We start from the raw sequence: 16,727 nt of genomic DNA, 5'->3' as shown, positions 1-16,727 counted from the left end.
TTGCAAACCCATATATAGTTCAGGCAATACGAGTGTAACCACGTAATGGCGACCCAACCACCATCGGTCGACGCTGACCACGAGTCCGACCACGACGACGTCGAATCCGACCACGATGACGCCGAATCCGACCACGATGACGCCGAATCCGACCCCAACGACGTCGAACGACGGAACGCGGACGTCTGTACCGTCGTCGCCGCCGTCGAGGAGATGGGATCGAAATGGAAGCTCATCGTCCTCAACGACCTCCGGGACGGTGAAAAACGGTTCAACGAACTCAAACGATCGACCGGCGCGAGCTCCTACACGCTCTCGCGCGTGCTCGAGGACCTGGTTGCGGACGGGTTCATCGAGAACCGCAAGGAGTTCGAATCGCCGGTCGCGAGCTATTACTCGCTGACCGAGAAGGGTGGCGCCCTCTGTCCCGTGTTCGAGTCGCTTGACGACTGGGGCGAGGACTTCCTGTGAGAGCGAGTGTCGCCGACACGCCCCACTCACCATCCCACCCGCCCGTTTAACTCCGATCCCGCACAATCCGACGGTATGCGCGTCGGATTGATCGCCGATGTCCACGCCAACCTCCCGGCGTTGGAGGCCGTCTGGTCGGATATGCCCGCGGTCGATCGTGTCGTCTGCGCCGGCGACGTCGTCGGGTACAACCCCTGGCCCGCCGAGTGCCTGGAGCGGGTTCGCGAGATCGCGGACGCGATCGTGATCGGCAACCACGACCGCACCGTCGATCGACCCCACGAGTACGCGGCCAACCGGATGGCCGAAGCCGGCCTCGAACACGCCAAACGGGAGTTGACGGACGCACAGCGCGAGTGGCTTGCCGACCGGCCGCGGTCGGTGACGATCGCCGACGGCGACCTGCTCGTGGTGCACGATCATCCCACCATCCGGGACAAGTACGTCTATCCGTCGGAGTTCCCGTCCCTGGGTCGGTATCTGACGGAACACCGCGGACTCGTTCTCGGACATACACACGTCCAACACACCGACGTCGTCGACGGGCGCCGCATCGTCAATCCCGGCAGCGTCGGCCAGCCCCGAGACGGCGATCCGCGAGCCGCCTACGCGGTCCTTGAGCTCGACCAGTCGGATCCCGGGACCGGCCGGTCTGATCCGAACCCGCCGACCGTCGACCTCCATCGCGTCGCGTACGACGTTGACCGCGTCGTCGACCGGATCGCCGACGTCGGCCTCCCCGATCGGACCGGGGAACGACTCCGAAAGGGGGAGTGACCGCCGGAGCTCGGACTCCGGGCGGGAAGGGCGAGATCGACCCGAAACGCTTAGGGTCGATCACGAAGCGGATCCGACCGTGACGACTCCTGCCCTCCTCCCGATCGTCGCCGCGATCGCCGCGATCGTGGTCGCCGTGGCGCGCCGACTGTCGATCCTCCTGATCGAACTGTCGGGATCGGTCCCCTCCCCCGTAACGATATCCGCGGCTACCGTCGGTGGTCGCGCGGTCGCGTTCCTCGCGGTGTACGGCCTCGTCCTGGCCACCGCGTATCTGGTCGCGCGGGGAACTCCGGACGAGCCGGCGCTCCGAACGGACCGCATACTGGCGGCCGGCAGCGCGGCCGCCCTCGCACACCTGCTCGTCGCCGTCGGCCTTCTCGCGCTGATCGAGCTGTCCCAACCGTGGATCGTGACGGGCGCGACGGTCGTGGGAACGAGCGTCGCCGCCGGGGTCCGGATCGCGGTGGTCACCGTTGCGGGGCTGGCGCTCGGCGCCCGCCGCTGACCGGATCCCGGACCTTTAGGCGCGGGACGGCTTCCCACCCGGTATGCACATCGGCGTCGTGGTGAACCCGATCGCGGGGATGGGCGGTCGCGTCGGGCTGAAGGGAACTGACGGCAAGGTCGCCGAGGCACGCGAGCGCGGCGCGAGCCCGCGGTCGCCGGACCGTGCCCGCCGGATGCTGACGCGACTCGTCGAGCACGACGCGTCGATCCGCGTCTCGACCGCCGGGGACCCGATGGGCGAGTCGCTCGTCCAGGCTGCGGGACTCGATCCCGAGGTGGTCTACGAGCCGGCCGGGGACCCGCCGGCCGCGAACGATGGCACGCTGGATGGTGGGCCGTCGGACGATGGAGCGCCGGACGATGGAACCACGGAGGACGATGGAGCGCCGGACGATGGAACCACGGAGGACGATACCCGGTACGCGCAGGCCTCGACGAGCGACGACGACACGACTGCCGCAGTCGAGGCCTTCAAGGAGGCCGGCGTCGACCTCGTCCTCTTCGTCGGCGGCGACGGGACGGCCGCCGACGTCGCGACCGCCCTCGAGGGGACCGGGATCCCGATGCTCGGCGTGCCGGCCGGCGTCAAGGTCTACTCGTCGGTGTTCGCGGTCTCGCCCGAGGACGCCGCCGACGTCGCGGTCACATTCGACCGCACCGAGCGCCGGGAGGTGATGGACATCGACGAGGACGACTACCGCGAGGGGGAGGTCTCCCCGGAGCTGCGGGCGGTCGCGTCCGTCCCCGTCGCCGACGCGCTCCAGTCGTCCAAACAGCTCGGCGGCGGCACCGTGGAGGCGCTCGCGGAGGGGATCGCTCGCGACGTCGATCCCGGCGTGACCTACGTCCTCGGGCCGGGATCGACCGTCGGCGCGATCAAGGCCGAACTCGGTTTCGATCCCTCGCCGATCGGCGTCGACGTGTGGCGCGACGGCGAGGTGCTCGTCCGTGACGCGACCGAATCCGAGATCCTCGAGGCGCTCGGCGAGGAGAACGTCATCGTCGTCTCGCCGATCGGCGGCCAGGGGTTCGTCTTCGGGCGCGGAAACCCACAGCTGTCGCCGGCGGTGATCCGGCGCTGTGACGTCTCGATCGTGGCCTCACGGAGCAAACTCGACGAGCTGTCGGTCCTCCGGGTCGACACCGACGATCCGGAGCTGGACGCGGAGCTTCGGGGCTGGACCCGGGTCCGGATCGGCGCCTTCGAGACGCGGATGATCGAGATCGTGTGAGGTGAGATCGTGTGGGGTGAGATCGTGTGGGGTGAGATCGTGTGACAACGATCCACGCATCGACGTCGCGTTCCGGATCTCGAATTATCCCTTGTATTTTTCGAGGCGTGTATAATTGTCATAGGGATAGGGTTAAGGTGGCTGGCGCGATACCGAACGGTATGGAAACGCGGAAGGTTCAGCGGCTCGGTCCCTCGACGCTGGCGATGACGCTTCCGGCCGAATGGGCGAGCGAACACGACGTCGACAAGGGCGATGAGGTCTCCATCCGGATGGGTGGAACGGGAACGTTGACGGTGCTCCCCGAGTCGGCCAACACCGAGGAGTCGGAGGCGACCATCTACGCGGACAACCTCGATTCCGACGCCGTCGAGCGGGCGATCGTGGCACAGTACGTGCTCGGCCGGCGGGTCATCCACGTCGAAAGCGATGGCCCGCTCGGCAGCGACCACATCAACGCGGTCTACCGCGCGGAGACGCAGCTGATGGGGCTCGGCGTCATCGAGGAGACGCCCGAGAGCATCGCGATCCGCTGTTCGGTCGACCCCGAGGACTTCACCCTGAACAACCTGCTCGAACGCCTCGAGAACACCGGATCGACGATGCGCGGTGAAGCCATCAAGGCGCTTGCACACGGCAACATCGACCTCGCCCAGCGCGCGCTCAACCGGGAGCGGCAGGCGAACAAGATCTTCGTGTTGCTGTTGCGGCTGATCTTCACCTCCTACCAGAATCCGGCGTTGACCCAGGCCGTCGGGCTCGATTCGGGGTTCCCGCTCATCGGCTACCGGTCGGTGGCGAAGAACCTGGAGCTCACCGCCGACAACGCCGAGGACATCGCGGAGATCGCCCTGGAGACGGACGGCGAGTCGCTCGCCGTCGAGCAGTCGACGATGCGCCGGATTCGGGAGTTCACCGACCAGGTCGACGAGCTCACCGCGATGGCGGTCCGCTCGCTCGTCGAGCGCGATTACGACCTCACCGTCGACTGTCGGCGCCTGTTCCGGGACATCGGCGACCGCGAGTCGGAGATCCTCAACGATCTCTCGGAGATGGACAACGAGGAGCTGCTCCGGGTTCGTGAGGTGCTCGTTAGCCTCCAACACACCGCCGAGTACGCGATGCGGAACGCCGAGATCGCCGCCAACCTCGCGCTCAACGAGGAGTCCGAACACGTCGACATCGAGTGACGGGGATCGACCGCTCGGGATGCTGACGCCCGCCCGACGGAGCCGGCCGACCGGCAAACTGTCCGGCCGGCTCGGGGCGGCCGAACGACGGGGACTTATACGGCGTGAAGACGAACCGCCGGTATGAGCGAGGACCTCCCGGAGGCCGTCGAGCAGTTCCTCGAGGCGACCGACACGGCGCTTTCGGAGTACGACCAGGGGTACGTCGACGCCGACGCGACGCTGTCGGTGGTTCGCGACCACGTCGAAACGCTCCGTGAGACGGCTGCCGACGAGGAGTAGGTCGCCGACACCGATCACGGTGGCGGTGCTCCCGCCGTGCGACTCGTCGCTTTTTATACGGTGCCGCGCCGATCGACCGTATGGTTTCGCCGATCTTCGATCCGGACGCCTGGGAGCCGGTGACCGACGAGTTCGAGGACATCACCTACCACCGCGGCGTCGACGTCCCCGCGGTTCGGATCGCCTTCGACCGCCCAGCCGTCAGGAACGCGTTCCGGCCGGGAACGGTCGACGAGCTGTACGCAGCCCTCGATCACGCGCGCAAACAGGCGGATGTCGGGTGCGTCCTCCTGACCGGAAACGGGCCGTCCCCGAAGGACGGCGGCTGGGCCTTCTGTGCGGGCGGCGACCAGTCGGTCCGGGGCGGATCGGGGTACGAGTACCGCGACGACGACGAGGCCGGCGAGGAGGAGGACGAGCTCGTCCGGGAGGCGAAGGCCGGGCGGCTCCACATCCTCGAGGTGCAGCGGCTCATCCGCTTCATGCCCAAACCGGTCGTCGCCGTCGTTCCGGGGTGGGCCGTCGGCGGCGGCCACTCCCTGCACGTGGTTTGTGACCTCACGCTCGCCAGCGAGTCGGAGGCGAAGTTCCTCCAGACCGATCCCGACGTCGCCTCCTTCGACGGCGGCTTCGGGTCGGCATACCTCGCCAAGCAGATCGGTCAGAAGAAGGCGCGTGAGGTCTTCTTCCGCGGGAAAACCTACTCGGCCGCGGAGGCCGAGGAGATGGGAATGGTCAACGAGGCCGTCCCCCACGAGGATCTCGAGACGGTTGCGTTGGAGTGGGCCGACGAGATGACCCGAAAGAGCCCGACCGCGATGCGGATGTTGAAGTACGCGTTCAACATGGCCGACGACGGGCTCGTCGGGCAGCAGGTTTTCGCCGGGGAGGCAACCCGACTGGCGTATCAGACTGCGGAGGCCCAGGAGGGCCGCGACGCGTTCCTCGAGGGTCGTGAGCCCGAGTTCCGGGAGTATCCCTGGCACTACTGAGGACCCATCGAGGCCGGCCCGAACCCCTCGAGGACGCCGACGCAGACGAGTGCGGTCGTCTCGACTCCGACCCAAACGCGCCGACCCCGGCGCCGATGACGGCTGCGGATGGCAACCTTCAGGACGGCCGCCAGCCAACGTCCGACAATGAGTTCCACGGAGGTCTCGCGGGCGAAGGCGTGGGTCCTCGCCGCGCGACCACAGACGCTGCCGGTGGCGGCCGCGCCGGTGCTCGTCGGCGTCGGCCTCGCCCTGCAGGACGGCGTCTTCGCGCCGCTGCCGGCGCTTGCCGCGTTCGTCGGCGCCGCGCTGATCCAGATCGGGACGAACTTCGCGAACGACTATTACGACGCCAAAAAGGGCGCTGACACCCCGGATCGGGAGGGGTTCACCCGAGTGACCGCGTCGGGGATCATCGAGCCGCCCGCGGTCAAGCGGGCGATGTGGGTCACCTTCGCGGCTGCGGTTCTCGTCGGCGCCTACCTCGTCTCCGTCGGCGGCGTTGCGATCCTCCTGGTGGGGCTCGCGTCGATCGCCGCCGGGATCGCCTACACGGGCGGCCCGTATCCGCTGGGGTATCACGGGCTCGGCGACCTCTTCGTCTTCATCTTCTTCGGCGTGGTCGCCGTGACCGGGACCTACTACGTCCAGGCCGCGGCGGTCGTCGCGTCGGCGTTCCCGACCGACCTCGTCGCCGCCGGGCTGTCGGTCGACGCCCTGATCGCGAGCCTCCCGATCGCGGCCATCGCGACGAACGTCCTCGTGGTGAACAACGTCCGTGACCGCGATGAGGACGCCCGAACCGGCAAGCGGACGCTTGCGGTCCGGTTCGGCTACCGGTTCGCGCGGGCCCAGTTCCTGGCGCTGACCGCACTGGCGTACGTCGTGCCCGTCTGGTTCGCGGTCGGGGCGTCCGGATACGGGCTCGCTGCCCTCGCTCCGCTCGCCACTCTGCCGCGTGCCGCATCGATCGTCACCACGATCCGAACCGAGACGTCCGGCGAGGCGCTCAATCCTGCCCTCGAACGGACCGGCAAGTGGCTCGCCACCTACGCCGCCCTGTTCGGGCTCGGGCTGGCGGTGTAACCGGAGGGATTCGAGGATGCGTCTGACCGACTTCACGCTCGAGCTCGACAGCCCGCTGCGGACGGCCAGCGCCGAGATCCTCGAGCGGGAGGGCTGGCTCGTCGGCCTCGATCCCGACGTCGACGACGTTCCCGCTCGCGGCGTCGGCGAGGCGACGCCCCTGCCCGGCTGGACGGAATCCCCGTCGGCGTGTGCGGACGCGCTGGCAACCGCGCGCGAGTCCGGATCCGATCCCGACGCCGCCGAGGCGCCCGCCGCGCGTCACGCGATCACGCTCGCCCGTGCGGACGCGACGGGTCGTGCCGACGACCGACGGCTCGCCGACCACCTCGCCGAGTCGGTCGGATTCCCGACGCCCGGCCCGGCGGCGAGCGTCCCGGTCAACGCCACCGTGGGCGAGGGATCGGCTGCGGCGGCCGCCCGGGCGGCCCGTCGGGCGGTCGATGACGGGGTCCAGGCGCTGAAACTGAAGGCCGGCTCGCGACCGCTTGCCGAGGACCTCGACCGGGTCCGCGCGGTCCGGCGCGAGGTCGGTCCCGCCGTCGAGATCCGCGTGGACGCCAACGGCGCCTGGGACCGCACGACCGCACGACGGGCGCTCGACGCGATGGCCGACATCGGCGTGAGCTACGTCGAACAGCCCCTGCCGGTGAACGACCTGAACGGCCACGTCGCGCTCCGCGATGAGCTCCCGGTCGACGTGGCGCTCGATGAGTCCGTCCGTGAGTTCGGGATCGATCGCGTCCTCGAGGCCGGGGCTGCGGACGTCGTGATCTGCAAGCCGATGGTGCTGGGCGGCGTCGACCGGACGGTCGATGCGGCCCGGAAGGCCCGCGCTGCCGGCGTGGATCCGGTCGTCACGACGACGATCGACGGCGTGATCGCCCGCACCGCCGCGGTTCACGCGGCCGCGGCGATCCCCGACGTCCGTCCCTGTGGGCTGGCGACGGGGTCGCTCCTCCGTGAGGACCTCGCGCCCGATCCGGCGCCGGTCGAGCGTGGGACGATCGACGTTCCCGGGGGACCGGGGATCGCCGGCGACGCGTTCGACGACTACGTGTTCGACGACTGCGCGTTCGACGACCGCGCAGTCGAGTGACTCGAAATCGGCGTGCTCGTCGACGATCGCGTATGGACCTCACGCATCAACCTCGCCGATCGTCACCGAGTCAGATGGTCACCGAGTCAGATGGTCATCGAGTCACTCCGTCTCGCCGAGCGTGAGGACGGGCACGGGCACGTCCCGGACCGTCCGCTCGGCGACGCTACCGAGCAGGACGCGGTCGGTCCCGCGCCGTCCGGTCGTTCCCATCACGACGATGTCGGCGTCGACGGCATCGATACGATCGCGGATGACGTCCACCGGGTCTCCGTCGCCGACGTATTGCGTGGTCGTGACGCCGCGTGGTTCCGCCGCCGCGATGACCGCCTCCACGGCGTCGGTCGCTGTCTCCTCCTGGCCCTCGCCCGGCTCAGTCGTCGGTTCGCCGTCACGATCGGGCCATTCCTCCTCGAGGACGGAGAGAACGTGGACCGTTGCGTCGAGCGATTCGGCGAGCGCCACGCCGTGGCGTGCCGCCCGGGTCGCGCCGGCGCTGCCGTCCGTGGGGATGAGGACGTCGTCGTAGGGGAACCGTAGCCGTTCGTCGGGCTGTGTCCTCACGGTGAGGACGGGGACCGAAGCGTGGCGGACGACCGCCTCGCTGACGCTTCCCTGGAGGTATCGTGCCACTCCGGTTCGTCCGTGGGTCGACATCACGATCAGATCGTGTCCGTACCGATCGGCGTATTCGACGATCGTGGACGACGGGGTCCCCTGGACGACGTCCGTCTCGAACTCGACGCCGGGCGCTTGCAGCCGCTCGCGGACGTCCTCGACGACCGTGTGCCCCTTCCGCACGAGTCCGTCAACGACGTCGTTCTCGACGACGGTCACGCTGTGACGCCCCGTGTCCGCAACGAACAGGAGGTGGATCGTCGCGTCCGCCCAGCTTGCGAGGTCCGCAACGTGATCGAGGACCGCGCTTGCGGGTTCGCTGTCGTCGACGGGGACCAAAACGTCGTCGTACATGTTTCGATACGGACCCATACACGGCGGGAACGGTAAGTTGTTTCCTCGGGTGGGTTCGACCCGCACGTCTCGGTGACGCTCCCATCGGTTCCCGGGGCAACCTAAAAGACGCTCGCCCACGAACCACGTGGTATGGTCACGACTACCGAACGGGACGGCGCGACGTGGTTCGCGTGTGAGGGGTGCGGTATGCTCTTCGACGACCGCGAGGACGCGACCCAGCACGAACGGTCCTGTGAGGGCGAGGAGCCGACGTACTTGCAGTGAGTGGACCTTGGTTCCCGATTCGATCGCCACAACACGGCGGCTCGGTGTCCGCGGCTCCGGCAAGGTATATGTTGTCTGCTGACGTACTGATATCCGAATCGTGAGCGACCTTCGTCCACCCACCACAGACGAGATCGAACGCTACGCAGCCGCCCACCATATGGACCTCTCCGCGGAGGAGATCGAGGAGCTGTCGGCCGTTATTCCCGCCCTGCTCGGGGCCTACGAACGGCTCGATGAACTCTCCGCCTCGGATCCGCCGGTTCAGTATCCCGACCGGGAATCCGGATCCGAGCCGACCGCCGAGGAGGATCCTCTGAACGCGGTCATTCGGACCTGTACCGTCGAGGGAGCCGATTCGGGGACCCTGGAGGGATACGACGTCGGGTTGAAGGACAACGTCTCGCTGGCCGGCGTCGAGATGACGTTCGGCTCGGACGTGGTGCCCGGCTACGTCCCGGAGATCGATGCGACGATCGTCACCCGGCTGCTCGACGCCGGCGCCCGGGTCACCGACAAGCTGAATATGGAGAATCTCGCGTTCTCCGGAAGCGGCGAGATGTCCGCGTACGGCCACGTGCTGAACCCCCACGACCGGGACCACCTGGCCGGCGGCTCCTCGAGCGGCTCCGCGGCCGCGGTCGCGGACGGGACCGTCGACGTCTCGATCGGCGGCGACCAGGCCGGGTCGATCCGCATTCCGGCCGCCTGGTGTGGCGTCGTCGGTCACAAGCCCACCCACGGGCTCGTCCCGTACACCGGGATCCTCGGGCTCGGCCGCTCGTTCGACCATACCGGGCCACTCGCCCGAAGCGTCCGTGACTGCGCGCGCGTCCTCGAGGCGATCGCCGGCAAGGACCCGCTCGACCCCCGACAAGGGGCCGTTCCGACGCAGCCATACACGGACGCGGTCGCGTCGGATCCGGATCCGGGCGACCTCACGATCGGCGTGCTCGAGGAGGGGTTCGGCCACGAGGAGAGCGAGCCGGGCGTCGACGAGACGGTCGAGGCCGCGATCGGCGCGCTGTCGGATGCCGGCGCGACCGTCACCGAGGTCTCGATCCCGATGCACCTGGACGGGCTCGCGATCTGGAACGGGATCGCCAACGAGGGAACGACCGCGACGATCCGCGGCGAGGGGATCGGCCACTTCGGGAACGGCTACTACGACACCGACCTGATGGCGGCCTTCGCCGAGGCTCGGCGGGAGAACGCCAACGACTATCCGCCGACGATCAAGCTGGTCGCCACGCTCGGCGAGTACCTGTCCGAGGAGTACCACAGCCACTACTACGCGAAGGCGCAGAATCTCTCGCTGGACCTCGCGGACGCCTACGACGAGGCGCTCGCGGACGTGGACGTGCTCGCGATGCCGACGACGCCCCAGACCGCCCACGAGCGCATCGCCGAGCCCAGCCGGCTCCAGATCCTCGACCGCGCGGTGAACATGCTTCCGAACACCGCCCCGTTCGACGTCACCGGTCATCCCGCGATCTCGGTCCCCGCAGGCACGAGCGACGGTCTGCCGGTCGGGCTGATGCTCGTGGGGGAACGGTTCGACGACGCGACGGTCCTCCGGGCCGGCCGCGTCCTCGAGCAGCACGTCGAGTGAGACCGAGGACCGATCCCGTCAGGCGACGTCCTCGCGGTCCGTCGCCGGGGTCGAGATCGCCAACCGCGCGGGTCCGTCGATCGACCGAAGCGGGTCGAGGTCGACCACTCGACCGATCACGGCCACGGGCGAGGCGGCACGGGGTCGGTCGTCCGTGCTCGCCGGCGTCGGGCCCCAGAACAGACAGACCGCCGGGCCGGACGGCCAGTAGGCGATCGTTCCGGGTTCCACGACCGTGCGCGTCTCGGCGACCGGTGCGTCGACGTCGGTCCCGACGTACAGTTCGTCGCCCCAGCGCGCCGCGTCCCCGTCGATCGGCAGCGCGTCGGCGATCGTGGCCCGCGTTTCGGGGTTCGCGTCGGCCCACTCGGCGGGCAGCGTCTCGTCGTCGACGTGAACGGTGAGATCGCTCATCGGTGCCGATCGGAACCGCGTCGAGAAACGTCTTTGGGCCGACGAGATCGGGGTTCCGGCCCGTCTGACCGCTCGACCGGCCGAGAACCCATCCCTGCGTCCCCGGGGGCGCACAGGTGTTTAAAACTCCCCGAGGTGTCGCTGATCCGGATCCAGCGCCGGGTCCTCGATGTCGGCGTCGGGATCGGCACCCAGCAGTCGAGGGAGGGCGGTGTATGCGAAGGTGAGCGCCAACACGAGGATGATCGGCGCGAGGAAGAGCCCGTGGAACCCGAGGACGACGGGGCCGAAGATGTACGCGAGCATCAACAGACCGACGTGGGTCGTCTTGCCGCTGAAGTAGGGTCGAAGCAGGATGTCGGGGATCGTGTCGACGACGACGACGGTGAGCGCGAGGAATGCGAGGACGTACGGAACCGGACCCACGTCGCCGGCGAGCACGGACGGCGCAACCATCACCGCCGCGATCGGGAGGTAGACGATCTTCATCCCGACGACCGGGATCAGGCTCGCGACGCCGGTGAGCGCGCCCGCGAGTGCGGGATACGGAACCTGCGCTGCCGGCGGCACGAAGACGTTGTACCCCATATACGTCGTGACCGCGATGAGCGAGATCGCGATGACGTTGAGCAGGTTGCCGAACAGCACCGACTCCAGCTCGTCGTCGGCGGCCTCGAGGTACTCACGGACGATCGCGTCGTCGTCGAACGCCAGCAGCCACTCGTGGACCTTCCCGCCATCGATGAGGAGGTAGTAGGTGACGACGACCACGATGAGCAGGTTGAGCACGAAACTCGAGAGCATCGACGTCAGGAAGCCGGCGTGATCGAGCCCGAACTCGATGAGGGGATCGAACCCGCCCGATCGATACAGCTCGACGATCCCCTCGAAGGTCAACTCCGGCGGGGTGTCCCCGGTATCGAGCCATGCGACGTTCTCCGCGGCGGCCTCCATCACGGCGTACTGTTGGACGAACTGTTGAGCCTCCACGACCAACAGGACGACGGTGTAACTGATGAGCAACAACAGCGGGATCCCGACCATCGAGAGGGCGGACGCGGCGCGAACGCGTTTCGGCAGCCGGAACCGGGCGAGCCCGCGATAGAACCGTCGTGTGGAGTAGTAGATGAAGACGGCAACCGTGAGGGCGGCGACGAACCGATAGGCGATGTACCCGGTGATGAGGGCGATCACCAGTCCGAAGAGGGCGACGACGAACCGTTTCTCGTCCATGGTCCGGGCTTCCACGGGATGGTATATAAATTGTCAGCACGCCGATCGGCGTTGGCGATCACCGGGCTGACCGGCTGCCGATCGACCGATCGAACCCGGTGGGAGCGGCTACCCGTCCGGGTCGTTTCGGGAGCCGTCCGGGTCGCCGGCCGCCTCACCAGGTTCGGTCCCGGTCTCATCAGGTTCGCCGGTCGTCTCGTCAGGTTTGCCGGTCTCATCAGGTTCGCCGGTCGTCTCGTCAGGTTCGTCCCCTCGTTCCTCGCCGTCCGCGCGGCGTTCACTTAGCGTCTCCCAGATCTCCGTGCACCCGGCGCCGGCGGGAACGTCCTCGAGGTGTTCGGCGTCCTCGTGGTGCTGTTCGTTCATTCCGTCGACTCCTCCCGTCTCGATCGGTCGAACAGTTCGGGGGCGACGTCGGCGGAGGTGTGTTCGATCGGCGTCGTCGGTGTCATCGTTACCCGACAGGTCTCCTGCCCCCATAAGCGACCGCGCCCGGACAATCGCTACCGGGAGTCGGTGATCCCGGAGCGTCTTGCGGCTACCCCGGCTCCCCCTCGTCGGAACGTATTCTGCCCGAAACGATGCCCTGGGTGCCGATACGGGGTGGTCCGCTCCGTGGCCGGCGTCGGAGATCGGGGGAAGGGTGACGGGTGGCGGTGACCGTTTCGGGCCGGTGCTCGAACGACCGGTATGGCGATCTCGCTGCGGACGCTCGATGACGGCGCATGGATCTCCGTCGCGGACGAACGACGAACCGGCGTCAGCGAGCTCTGGCGCGTGCGGGACGTCTGTGACTGCCCGATCGCCGAGTTCGTCGTCGAGGGGATCACGGACGTCGTGGTGGACGGGCGGACCGTCGCCGCGGGGACGTACGGGCGGTGTATCCGCTGTGGCTGCTCGACGTCGACGGCGCCGATCCCGGTCGGACGCGTCGTCGATGGGTGCTACGAGCCGATCGACGGGGATGCGGTTCGGCGTCCGGTTGGAACGGCACGACCCAGCGATCGGAAACGCTGACCGGTACCCGGTTGTTCCGGGGAGGATTGACGCCAAAGGACGGTTTAGGACCCTCTCGCCCCCAGACGGGAACGAGATGCCAACCGACGTCGAACGGTGGAAATCCGAAACGTACGGCAACGAGATACGCGAGCACCTCCTCGAGTTCGCCGAGCAGGGCTGGGAGTCGATCCCCGAGGACGAACGCGACGCCTGGTTCGAGCGGTTCAAATGGTGGGGGCTCTACCACCAGCGGAACGGCCAGGAGAGCTACTTCATGATGCGGATCGGGACGCCCAACGGCGTGCTCGAGCCGGGACAGATCCGCGTCGTCGCCGAGATCGCCGACGAGTACGCCCGGGGACCGGGCGAGAACCCGGAGTTCGGGGCCGCCTACTGCGACTGGACGACGCGGCAGTCGATCCAGCTCCACTGGATCCGGCTTGAGGACGTCCCGGAGATCTTCGAGACGCTGGAGACCAACGGGCTGTCGACCCAGCAGGCCTGTGGCGACTCCTGGCGGAACATCGTGGGGTGTCCCGTCGCCGGGAAGGACCGGCACGAGTTCGTCGACGCGCTCCCGGTCGCGATGGACCTCCACGAGACGTTTAAAGGGGACGACGATCACGCCAACCTCCCCCGGAAGTGGAAGGTGAGCGTGACGGGCTGCCGGGAGGGCTGCGGACAGGGCGACATCAACGACCTCGCGTTCGAACCCGCCGAGAAGGACGGACGGCGGGGCTTCAACGTCCGCGTCGGCGGCGGGCTCGCCCGCAACGAACCGCGGTTCGCGCGTGACATCGACGTGTTCGTCGAGCCCAACGCGGCCGAGGCCGTCGCCGGCGGCCTCTCGGCGCTGTTTCGCGAGTACGGCGATCGGGAGGACCGGTACTCCGCCCGAAGCAAGTTCCTCGTCGACGAATGGGGGACCGAGAAGGTTCGACGCGTCCTGCAGGAGGAGTTCGTCGAGTTCGAGCTCGAACCCGCCGGCGAGGACCTCCGCGAGGAGTACACCTACAACGCCGGTCGGTCCGCCGCGGATCTCCCCGACGGCGGCCACAACGACCACGTCGGCGTTCACGAACAGGCCGACGGGAACTACTACGTCGGGTTGAACGTGCTCGTCGGACGGATGGGCGTCGACGACGTCCACGAACTCGCCGACCTGGCCGACGAGTACGGGTCCGGCGAGGTCCGGCTCACCCAGCGACAGAACGTGCTCGTGACCGACGTCCCGGAGGATCGCCTCGACGCGTTCCTCGCGGAGCCGTTGCTCGAGGATTACTCGCCGGACCCCGACCCGTTTATGCGTGGTTCCATCGCCTGCACGGGGACGGAGTTCTGTTCGCTGTCGATCGTCGAGACCAAGAACCGACAGGTCCGGTACGCACGCTGGCTGAAGGAACACGTCGATCTTCCGGCCGACGTCGACGAGTTCCACATCCATCTGTCGGGCTGTACCGCCTCGTGTGCCCAGCCGCAGATCGCCGACGTCAGCCTCCGCGGGATGAAGACCCGAAAGGACGGCGAGCCCGTCGAAGCGCTCGACATCGGTCTCGGCGGCGGACTCGGCGAGGATCCACGGTTCGCGGAGTGGGTCGGCCAGCGCGTCCCCGCAGACGAGGTTCCCGGGGCGATCGCGACGCTGATCGACCGGTTCCGCGACCGACGTGCGGACGGCGAGGGATTCAGGGCGTTCATCGAACGGCTTGATGCCGAGGGGGACCTCGAGGAGCTCATCGAACCCGCGGAGACGAGCTACGAGGACCCGTACATGCACAACACGAAGATGACGTGGTATCCCTACGCCGACGACGACGGGATGGACGCCAGCCCGGCACCGGCTCGGGCGGACGGAACGCCCATCCCGAGCGAGGACTGATCCCGTCGATGCCCGACCGACTCATCCGGATCACCGCGTCCACGACCTTCCCGCTGCTTGAGGCGACCGCGGCCGGCCACGACTTCGCGGAGGACGCCGAGGCAGTGCTCGACGTGACGACGCCGACGATCCCACCGGAGAACGAGACCCCCGACCACGTCACGGTCGAACTGGAGCTCGACAACACCGATCTGACCGAGCTCCCCGCCCACGTCGACCGGGTGACGCTGTCCGGGGACCAGGCCCGCCACCTCGCTGGCGAACTGACCGACGCCGCCGATCGCGTCGACGAACCGGGGTCGTGATCGGCCACGGTCCCCTCGTCCCACTCCCTCTGCCGTCCCATCCCCTCTGCCGTCGCACCCTCTCTGCCGTCCCATCCCGATCAGTCGGACCTGGTCGCCAACGCGGTCAACCCGACGCCGAGAACGGTGATCACGATCGTCACGACGATGGCGGTCGTGTATCCGTCCGTGTATGCGATCGTCGCAGCGCCGAGCGGCGGCATCGCGATCGCGCTGACCCCGGGCGAGAGGTTGAACACCCCGATGATCGCCGTGTCCCGCTCGGGGGAGTACACCTCCATCAACAGCGGCACGTACAGCGTTGCGCCGCCGCCGGACCCGAGACCGACCAGGAAGATACCGAGGGCGAGCGTGGAACTCGACGGGACGAGCAGCGCTCCGAGGCCGACGATCACACAGCTCAACGACCCGATGAAGGCCAGCCTGGACCCGATGCGGTCCGCGACGTATCCGCCGCCGATCCGGGAGGCGATGCTGACGCCACCGACGAGCCCGAAGGCCGCAGACGCCGTCCCGCCGGCCAGTCCGCGGGCGGCGAACAGGTCGATCGCGTAGGCGGCGAACAGCTGATACCACGCGAACGAGAGCCCGATCCCGACCACGAGCAGCTGAAACATCCGCGTCCCGACGAGACCACGGAGCCACACGACGAGTTCCCCGAGGGAGGACCCCGAGGTCTCGGCCCACTCCGGTCGTCGGCAGACCGCGCCCGTACACGCGAACGCGACCGCGGTCACGCCCATCAGCCAGAGAAACCCCTCACGAACGCCGACGGTCGAGAAGGCGTACTCCCACGCCGGCGGCAGAATGGTCAACCCGACGCCGTTCCCGACGAAGACGAGCCCCGTGGCGGCGCCGCGATGCCGTCGGAACCAGCGCGGGACGATCGACGCCACGAGGACGAACGTCGTCCCCCCGGCCAGCCCCATCGTCGCGAACACCACGAGCAGTCCCGCCAGGGAGTCGACGACGTACAGCGAGGGCGCGAGCAGCCCGGTCACGACCGAACACGCCAGGAGGACACCCCGAGCCGGCAACCGGGCCGCGAAGATGCCCACGATCCCGGATCCGATGAAGAACGTGAACAGCATCGCGGAGAAGACCGTCGAGAGCGCGACCGGATCGACCCCGAACGTCGTGCTGACGGGGGCCCGGAAGACGCCGTAGGAGAAGGCCGTTCCGAAGGTGAACACCATCCCGACCGCGCCGGCGATCGCCACGATCCAGCTTCGGCGGCCGTCGGGGACCGGACCGTCGGGGACCTGGCCATCAGGAATCGGACCGTCGCTCGGATCGACTGCCTCGGTGGATCCACCGTGTGGTCCGTCCGTACTCGGTTCGGTCACGGTATCGGGTTACTGCGAGCGCCCGCGAAAGCGTTGTGGTCGGGGCGGTGGGTTCCGGTTC

19 protein-coding genes are annotated in these 16,727 nt (G+C 68.3%); 14 read left to right on the top strand and 5 right to left on the bottom strand.

The annotated features are described in order from the left end of the window. The first annotated feature begins 213 nt into the window (after nucleotides 1-213). From OQF70_RS05590 to OQF70_RS05550, 9 genes are all read left to right on the top strand, one after another. Nucleotides 214-471 (top strand): helix-turn-helix domain-containing protein, encoded by a 258-nt coding sequence (locus tag OQF70_RS05590; protein ID WP_280536416.1) that lies wholly within the window; start codon nucleotides 214-216, stop codon nucleotides 469-471. 75 nt (nucleotides 472-546) lie between these two features. Continuing rightward, complete coding sequence (locus OQF70_RS05585; protein WP_280536365.1) at nucleotides 547-1,248, top strand: metallophosphoesterase family protein; 702 nt, start codon at nucleotides 547-549, stop codon at nucleotides 1,246-1,248. Between the two features lie 79 nt (nucleotides 1,249-1,327). Next, nucleotides 1,328-1,756, top strand: coding sequence for a hypothetical protein (locus OQF70_RS05580; protein ID WP_280536364.1), 429 nt, complete (start codon nucleotides 1,328-1,330; stop codon nucleotides 1,754-1,756). 43 nt (nucleotides 1,757-1,799) lie between these two features. Beyond that, nucleotides 1,800-2,990: an ATP-NAD kinase family protein gene (locus OQF70_RS05575; protein ID WP_280536362.1), complete on the top strand. Its 1,191-nt coding sequence runs from the start codon at nucleotides 1,800-1,802 to the stop codon at nucleotides 2,988-2,990. A 161-nt stretch (nucleotides 2,991-3,151) separates the two neighbouring features. Further along, a complete protein-coding gene (locus OQF70_RS05570; protein ID WP_280536361.1) occupies nucleotides 3,152-4,180 on the top strand; it encodes a phosphate uptake regulator PhoU in 1,029 nt (342 codons plus the stop codon). Nucleotides 4,181-4,303: 123 nt separating this feature from the next. After that, nucleotides 4,304-4,462, top strand: coding sequence for a hypothetical protein (locus OQF70_RS05565; RefSeq protein ID WP_177167527.1), 159 nt, complete (start codon nucleotides 4,304-4,306; stop codon nucleotides 4,460-4,462). An 80-nt stretch (nucleotides 4,463-4,542) separates the two neighbouring features. After that, a complete protein-coding gene (locus OQF70_RS05560) occupies nucleotides 4,543-5,454 on the top strand; it encodes a 1,4-dihydroxy-2-naphthoyl-CoA synthase (protein ID WP_280536358.1) in 912 nt (303 codons plus the stop codon). Nucleotides 5,455-5,601: 147 nt separating this feature from the next. Beyond that, nucleotides 5,602-6,540: a 1,4-dihydroxy-2-naphthoate polyprenyltransferase gene (locus OQF70_RS05555; protein WP_280536356.1), complete on the top strand. Its 939-nt coding sequence runs from the start codon at nucleotides 5,602-5,604 to the stop codon at nucleotides 6,538-6,540. Between the two features lie 16 nt (nucleotides 6,541-6,556). Continuing rightward, nucleotides 6,557-7,639 (top strand): enolase C-terminal domain-like protein, encoded by a 1,083-nt coding sequence (locus tag OQF70_RS05550; protein WP_280536355.1) that lies wholly within the window; start codon nucleotides 6,557-6,559, stop codon nucleotides 7,637-7,639. 102 nt (nucleotides 7,640-7,741) lie between these two features. Here OQF70_RS05550 and OQF70_RS05545 read toward each other — a convergent pair whose 3' ends face one another. Continuing rightward, on the bottom strand, nucleotides 7,742-8,611 hold the full coding sequence (locus OQF70_RS05545) for a universal stress protein (RefSeq protein ID WP_280536354.1): 870 nt from the start codon (nucleotides 8,609-8,611) through the stop codon (nucleotides 7,742-7,744). A 132-nt stretch (nucleotides 8,612-8,743) separates the two neighbouring features. On the opposite strand from OQF70_RS05545, the gene OQF70_RS05540 reads away from it, so the two are divergent. Continuing rightward, entirely contained in the window at nucleotides 8,744-8,878 is a 135-nt protein-coding gene (locus OQF70_RS05540; protein ID WP_280536353.1) for a hypothetical protein, read from the top strand. A 100-nt stretch (nucleotides 8,879-8,978) separates the two neighbouring features. Further along, nucleotides 8,979-10,490 carry an amidase gene (locus OQF70_RS05535; RefSeq protein WP_280536352.1) on the top strand — a complete coding sequence of 504 codons (1,512 nt, stop codon included), beginning with the start codon at nucleotides 8,979-8,981 and terminating at the stop codon, nucleotides 10,488-10,490. 18 nt (nucleotides 10,491-10,508) lie between these two features. On the opposite strand, the gene OQF70_RS05530 is transcribed toward OQF70_RS05535, so the two are convergent. From OQF70_RS05530 to OQF70_RS05520, 3 genes are all read right to left on the bottom strand, one after another. Further along, on the bottom strand, nucleotides 10,509-10,904 hold the full coding sequence (locus tag OQF70_RS05530; protein ID WP_280536351.1) for a cyclophilin-like family protein: 396 nt from the start codon (nucleotides 10,902-10,904) through the stop codon (nucleotides 10,509-10,511). Between the two features lie 120 nt (nucleotides 10,905-11,024). Then, nucleotides 11,025-12,137 carry an AI-2E family transporter gene (locus OQF70_RS05525; RefSeq protein ID WP_280536350.1) on the bottom strand — a complete coding sequence of 371 codons (1,113 nt, stop codon included), beginning with the start codon at nucleotides 12,135-12,137 and terminating at the stop codon, nucleotides 11,025-11,027. A gap of 108 nt (nucleotides 12,138-12,245) precedes the next feature. Continuing rightward, the gene (locus OQF70_RS05520) at nucleotides 12,246-12,503 is read right to left on the bottom strand and encodes a hypothetical protein (protein WP_280536349.1); all 258 of its coding nucleotides are present in this window, start codon (nucleotides 12,501-12,503) and stop codon (nucleotides 12,246-12,248) included. A gap of 324 nt (nucleotides 12,504-12,827) precedes the next feature. On the opposite strand from OQF70_RS05520, the gene OQF70_RS05515 reads away from it, so the two are divergent. From OQF70_RS05515 to OQF70_RS05505, 3 genes are all read left to right on the top strand, one after another. Then, nucleotides 12,828-13,154: a hypothetical protein gene (locus OQF70_RS05515; protein WP_280536348.1), complete on the top strand. Its 327-nt coding sequence runs from the start codon at nucleotides 12,828-12,830 to the stop codon at nucleotides 13,152-13,154. Between the two features lie 76 nt (nucleotides 13,155-13,230). Continuing rightward, nucleotides 13,231-15,015, top strand: a complete 1,785-nt coding sequence (locus OQF70_RS05510) for a ferredoxin--nitrite reductase (RefSeq protein ID WP_280536346.1) — start codon at nucleotides 13,231-13,233, stop codon at nucleotides 15,013-15,015. 8 nt (nucleotides 15,016-15,023) lie between these two features. Beyond that, on the top strand, nucleotides 15,024-15,320 hold the full coding sequence (locus tag OQF70_RS05505) for a DUF6360 family protein (protein ID WP_280536344.1): 297 nt from the start codon (nucleotides 15,024-15,026) through the stop codon (nucleotides 15,318-15,320). Nucleotides 15,321-15,400: 80 nt separating this feature from the next. Here OQF70_RS05505 and OQF70_RS05500 read toward each other — a convergent pair whose 3' ends face one another. After that, nucleotides 15,401-16,666, bottom strand: a complete 1,266-nt coding sequence (locus OQF70_RS05500; protein ID WP_280536342.1) for an MFS transporter — start codon at nucleotides 16,664-16,666, stop codon at nucleotides 15,401-15,403. Nucleotides 16,667-16,727 lie beyond the last annotated feature (61 nt).

It is taken from the genome of Halopenitus sp. POP-27, assembly GCF_029889855.1.
Classification (GTDB): domain Archaea; phylum Halobacteriota; class Halobacteria; order Halobacteriales; family Haloferacaceae; genus Halopenitus; species Halopenitus malekzadehii.
This window is presented reverse-complemented; position numbering and strand designations above follow the sequence as displayed.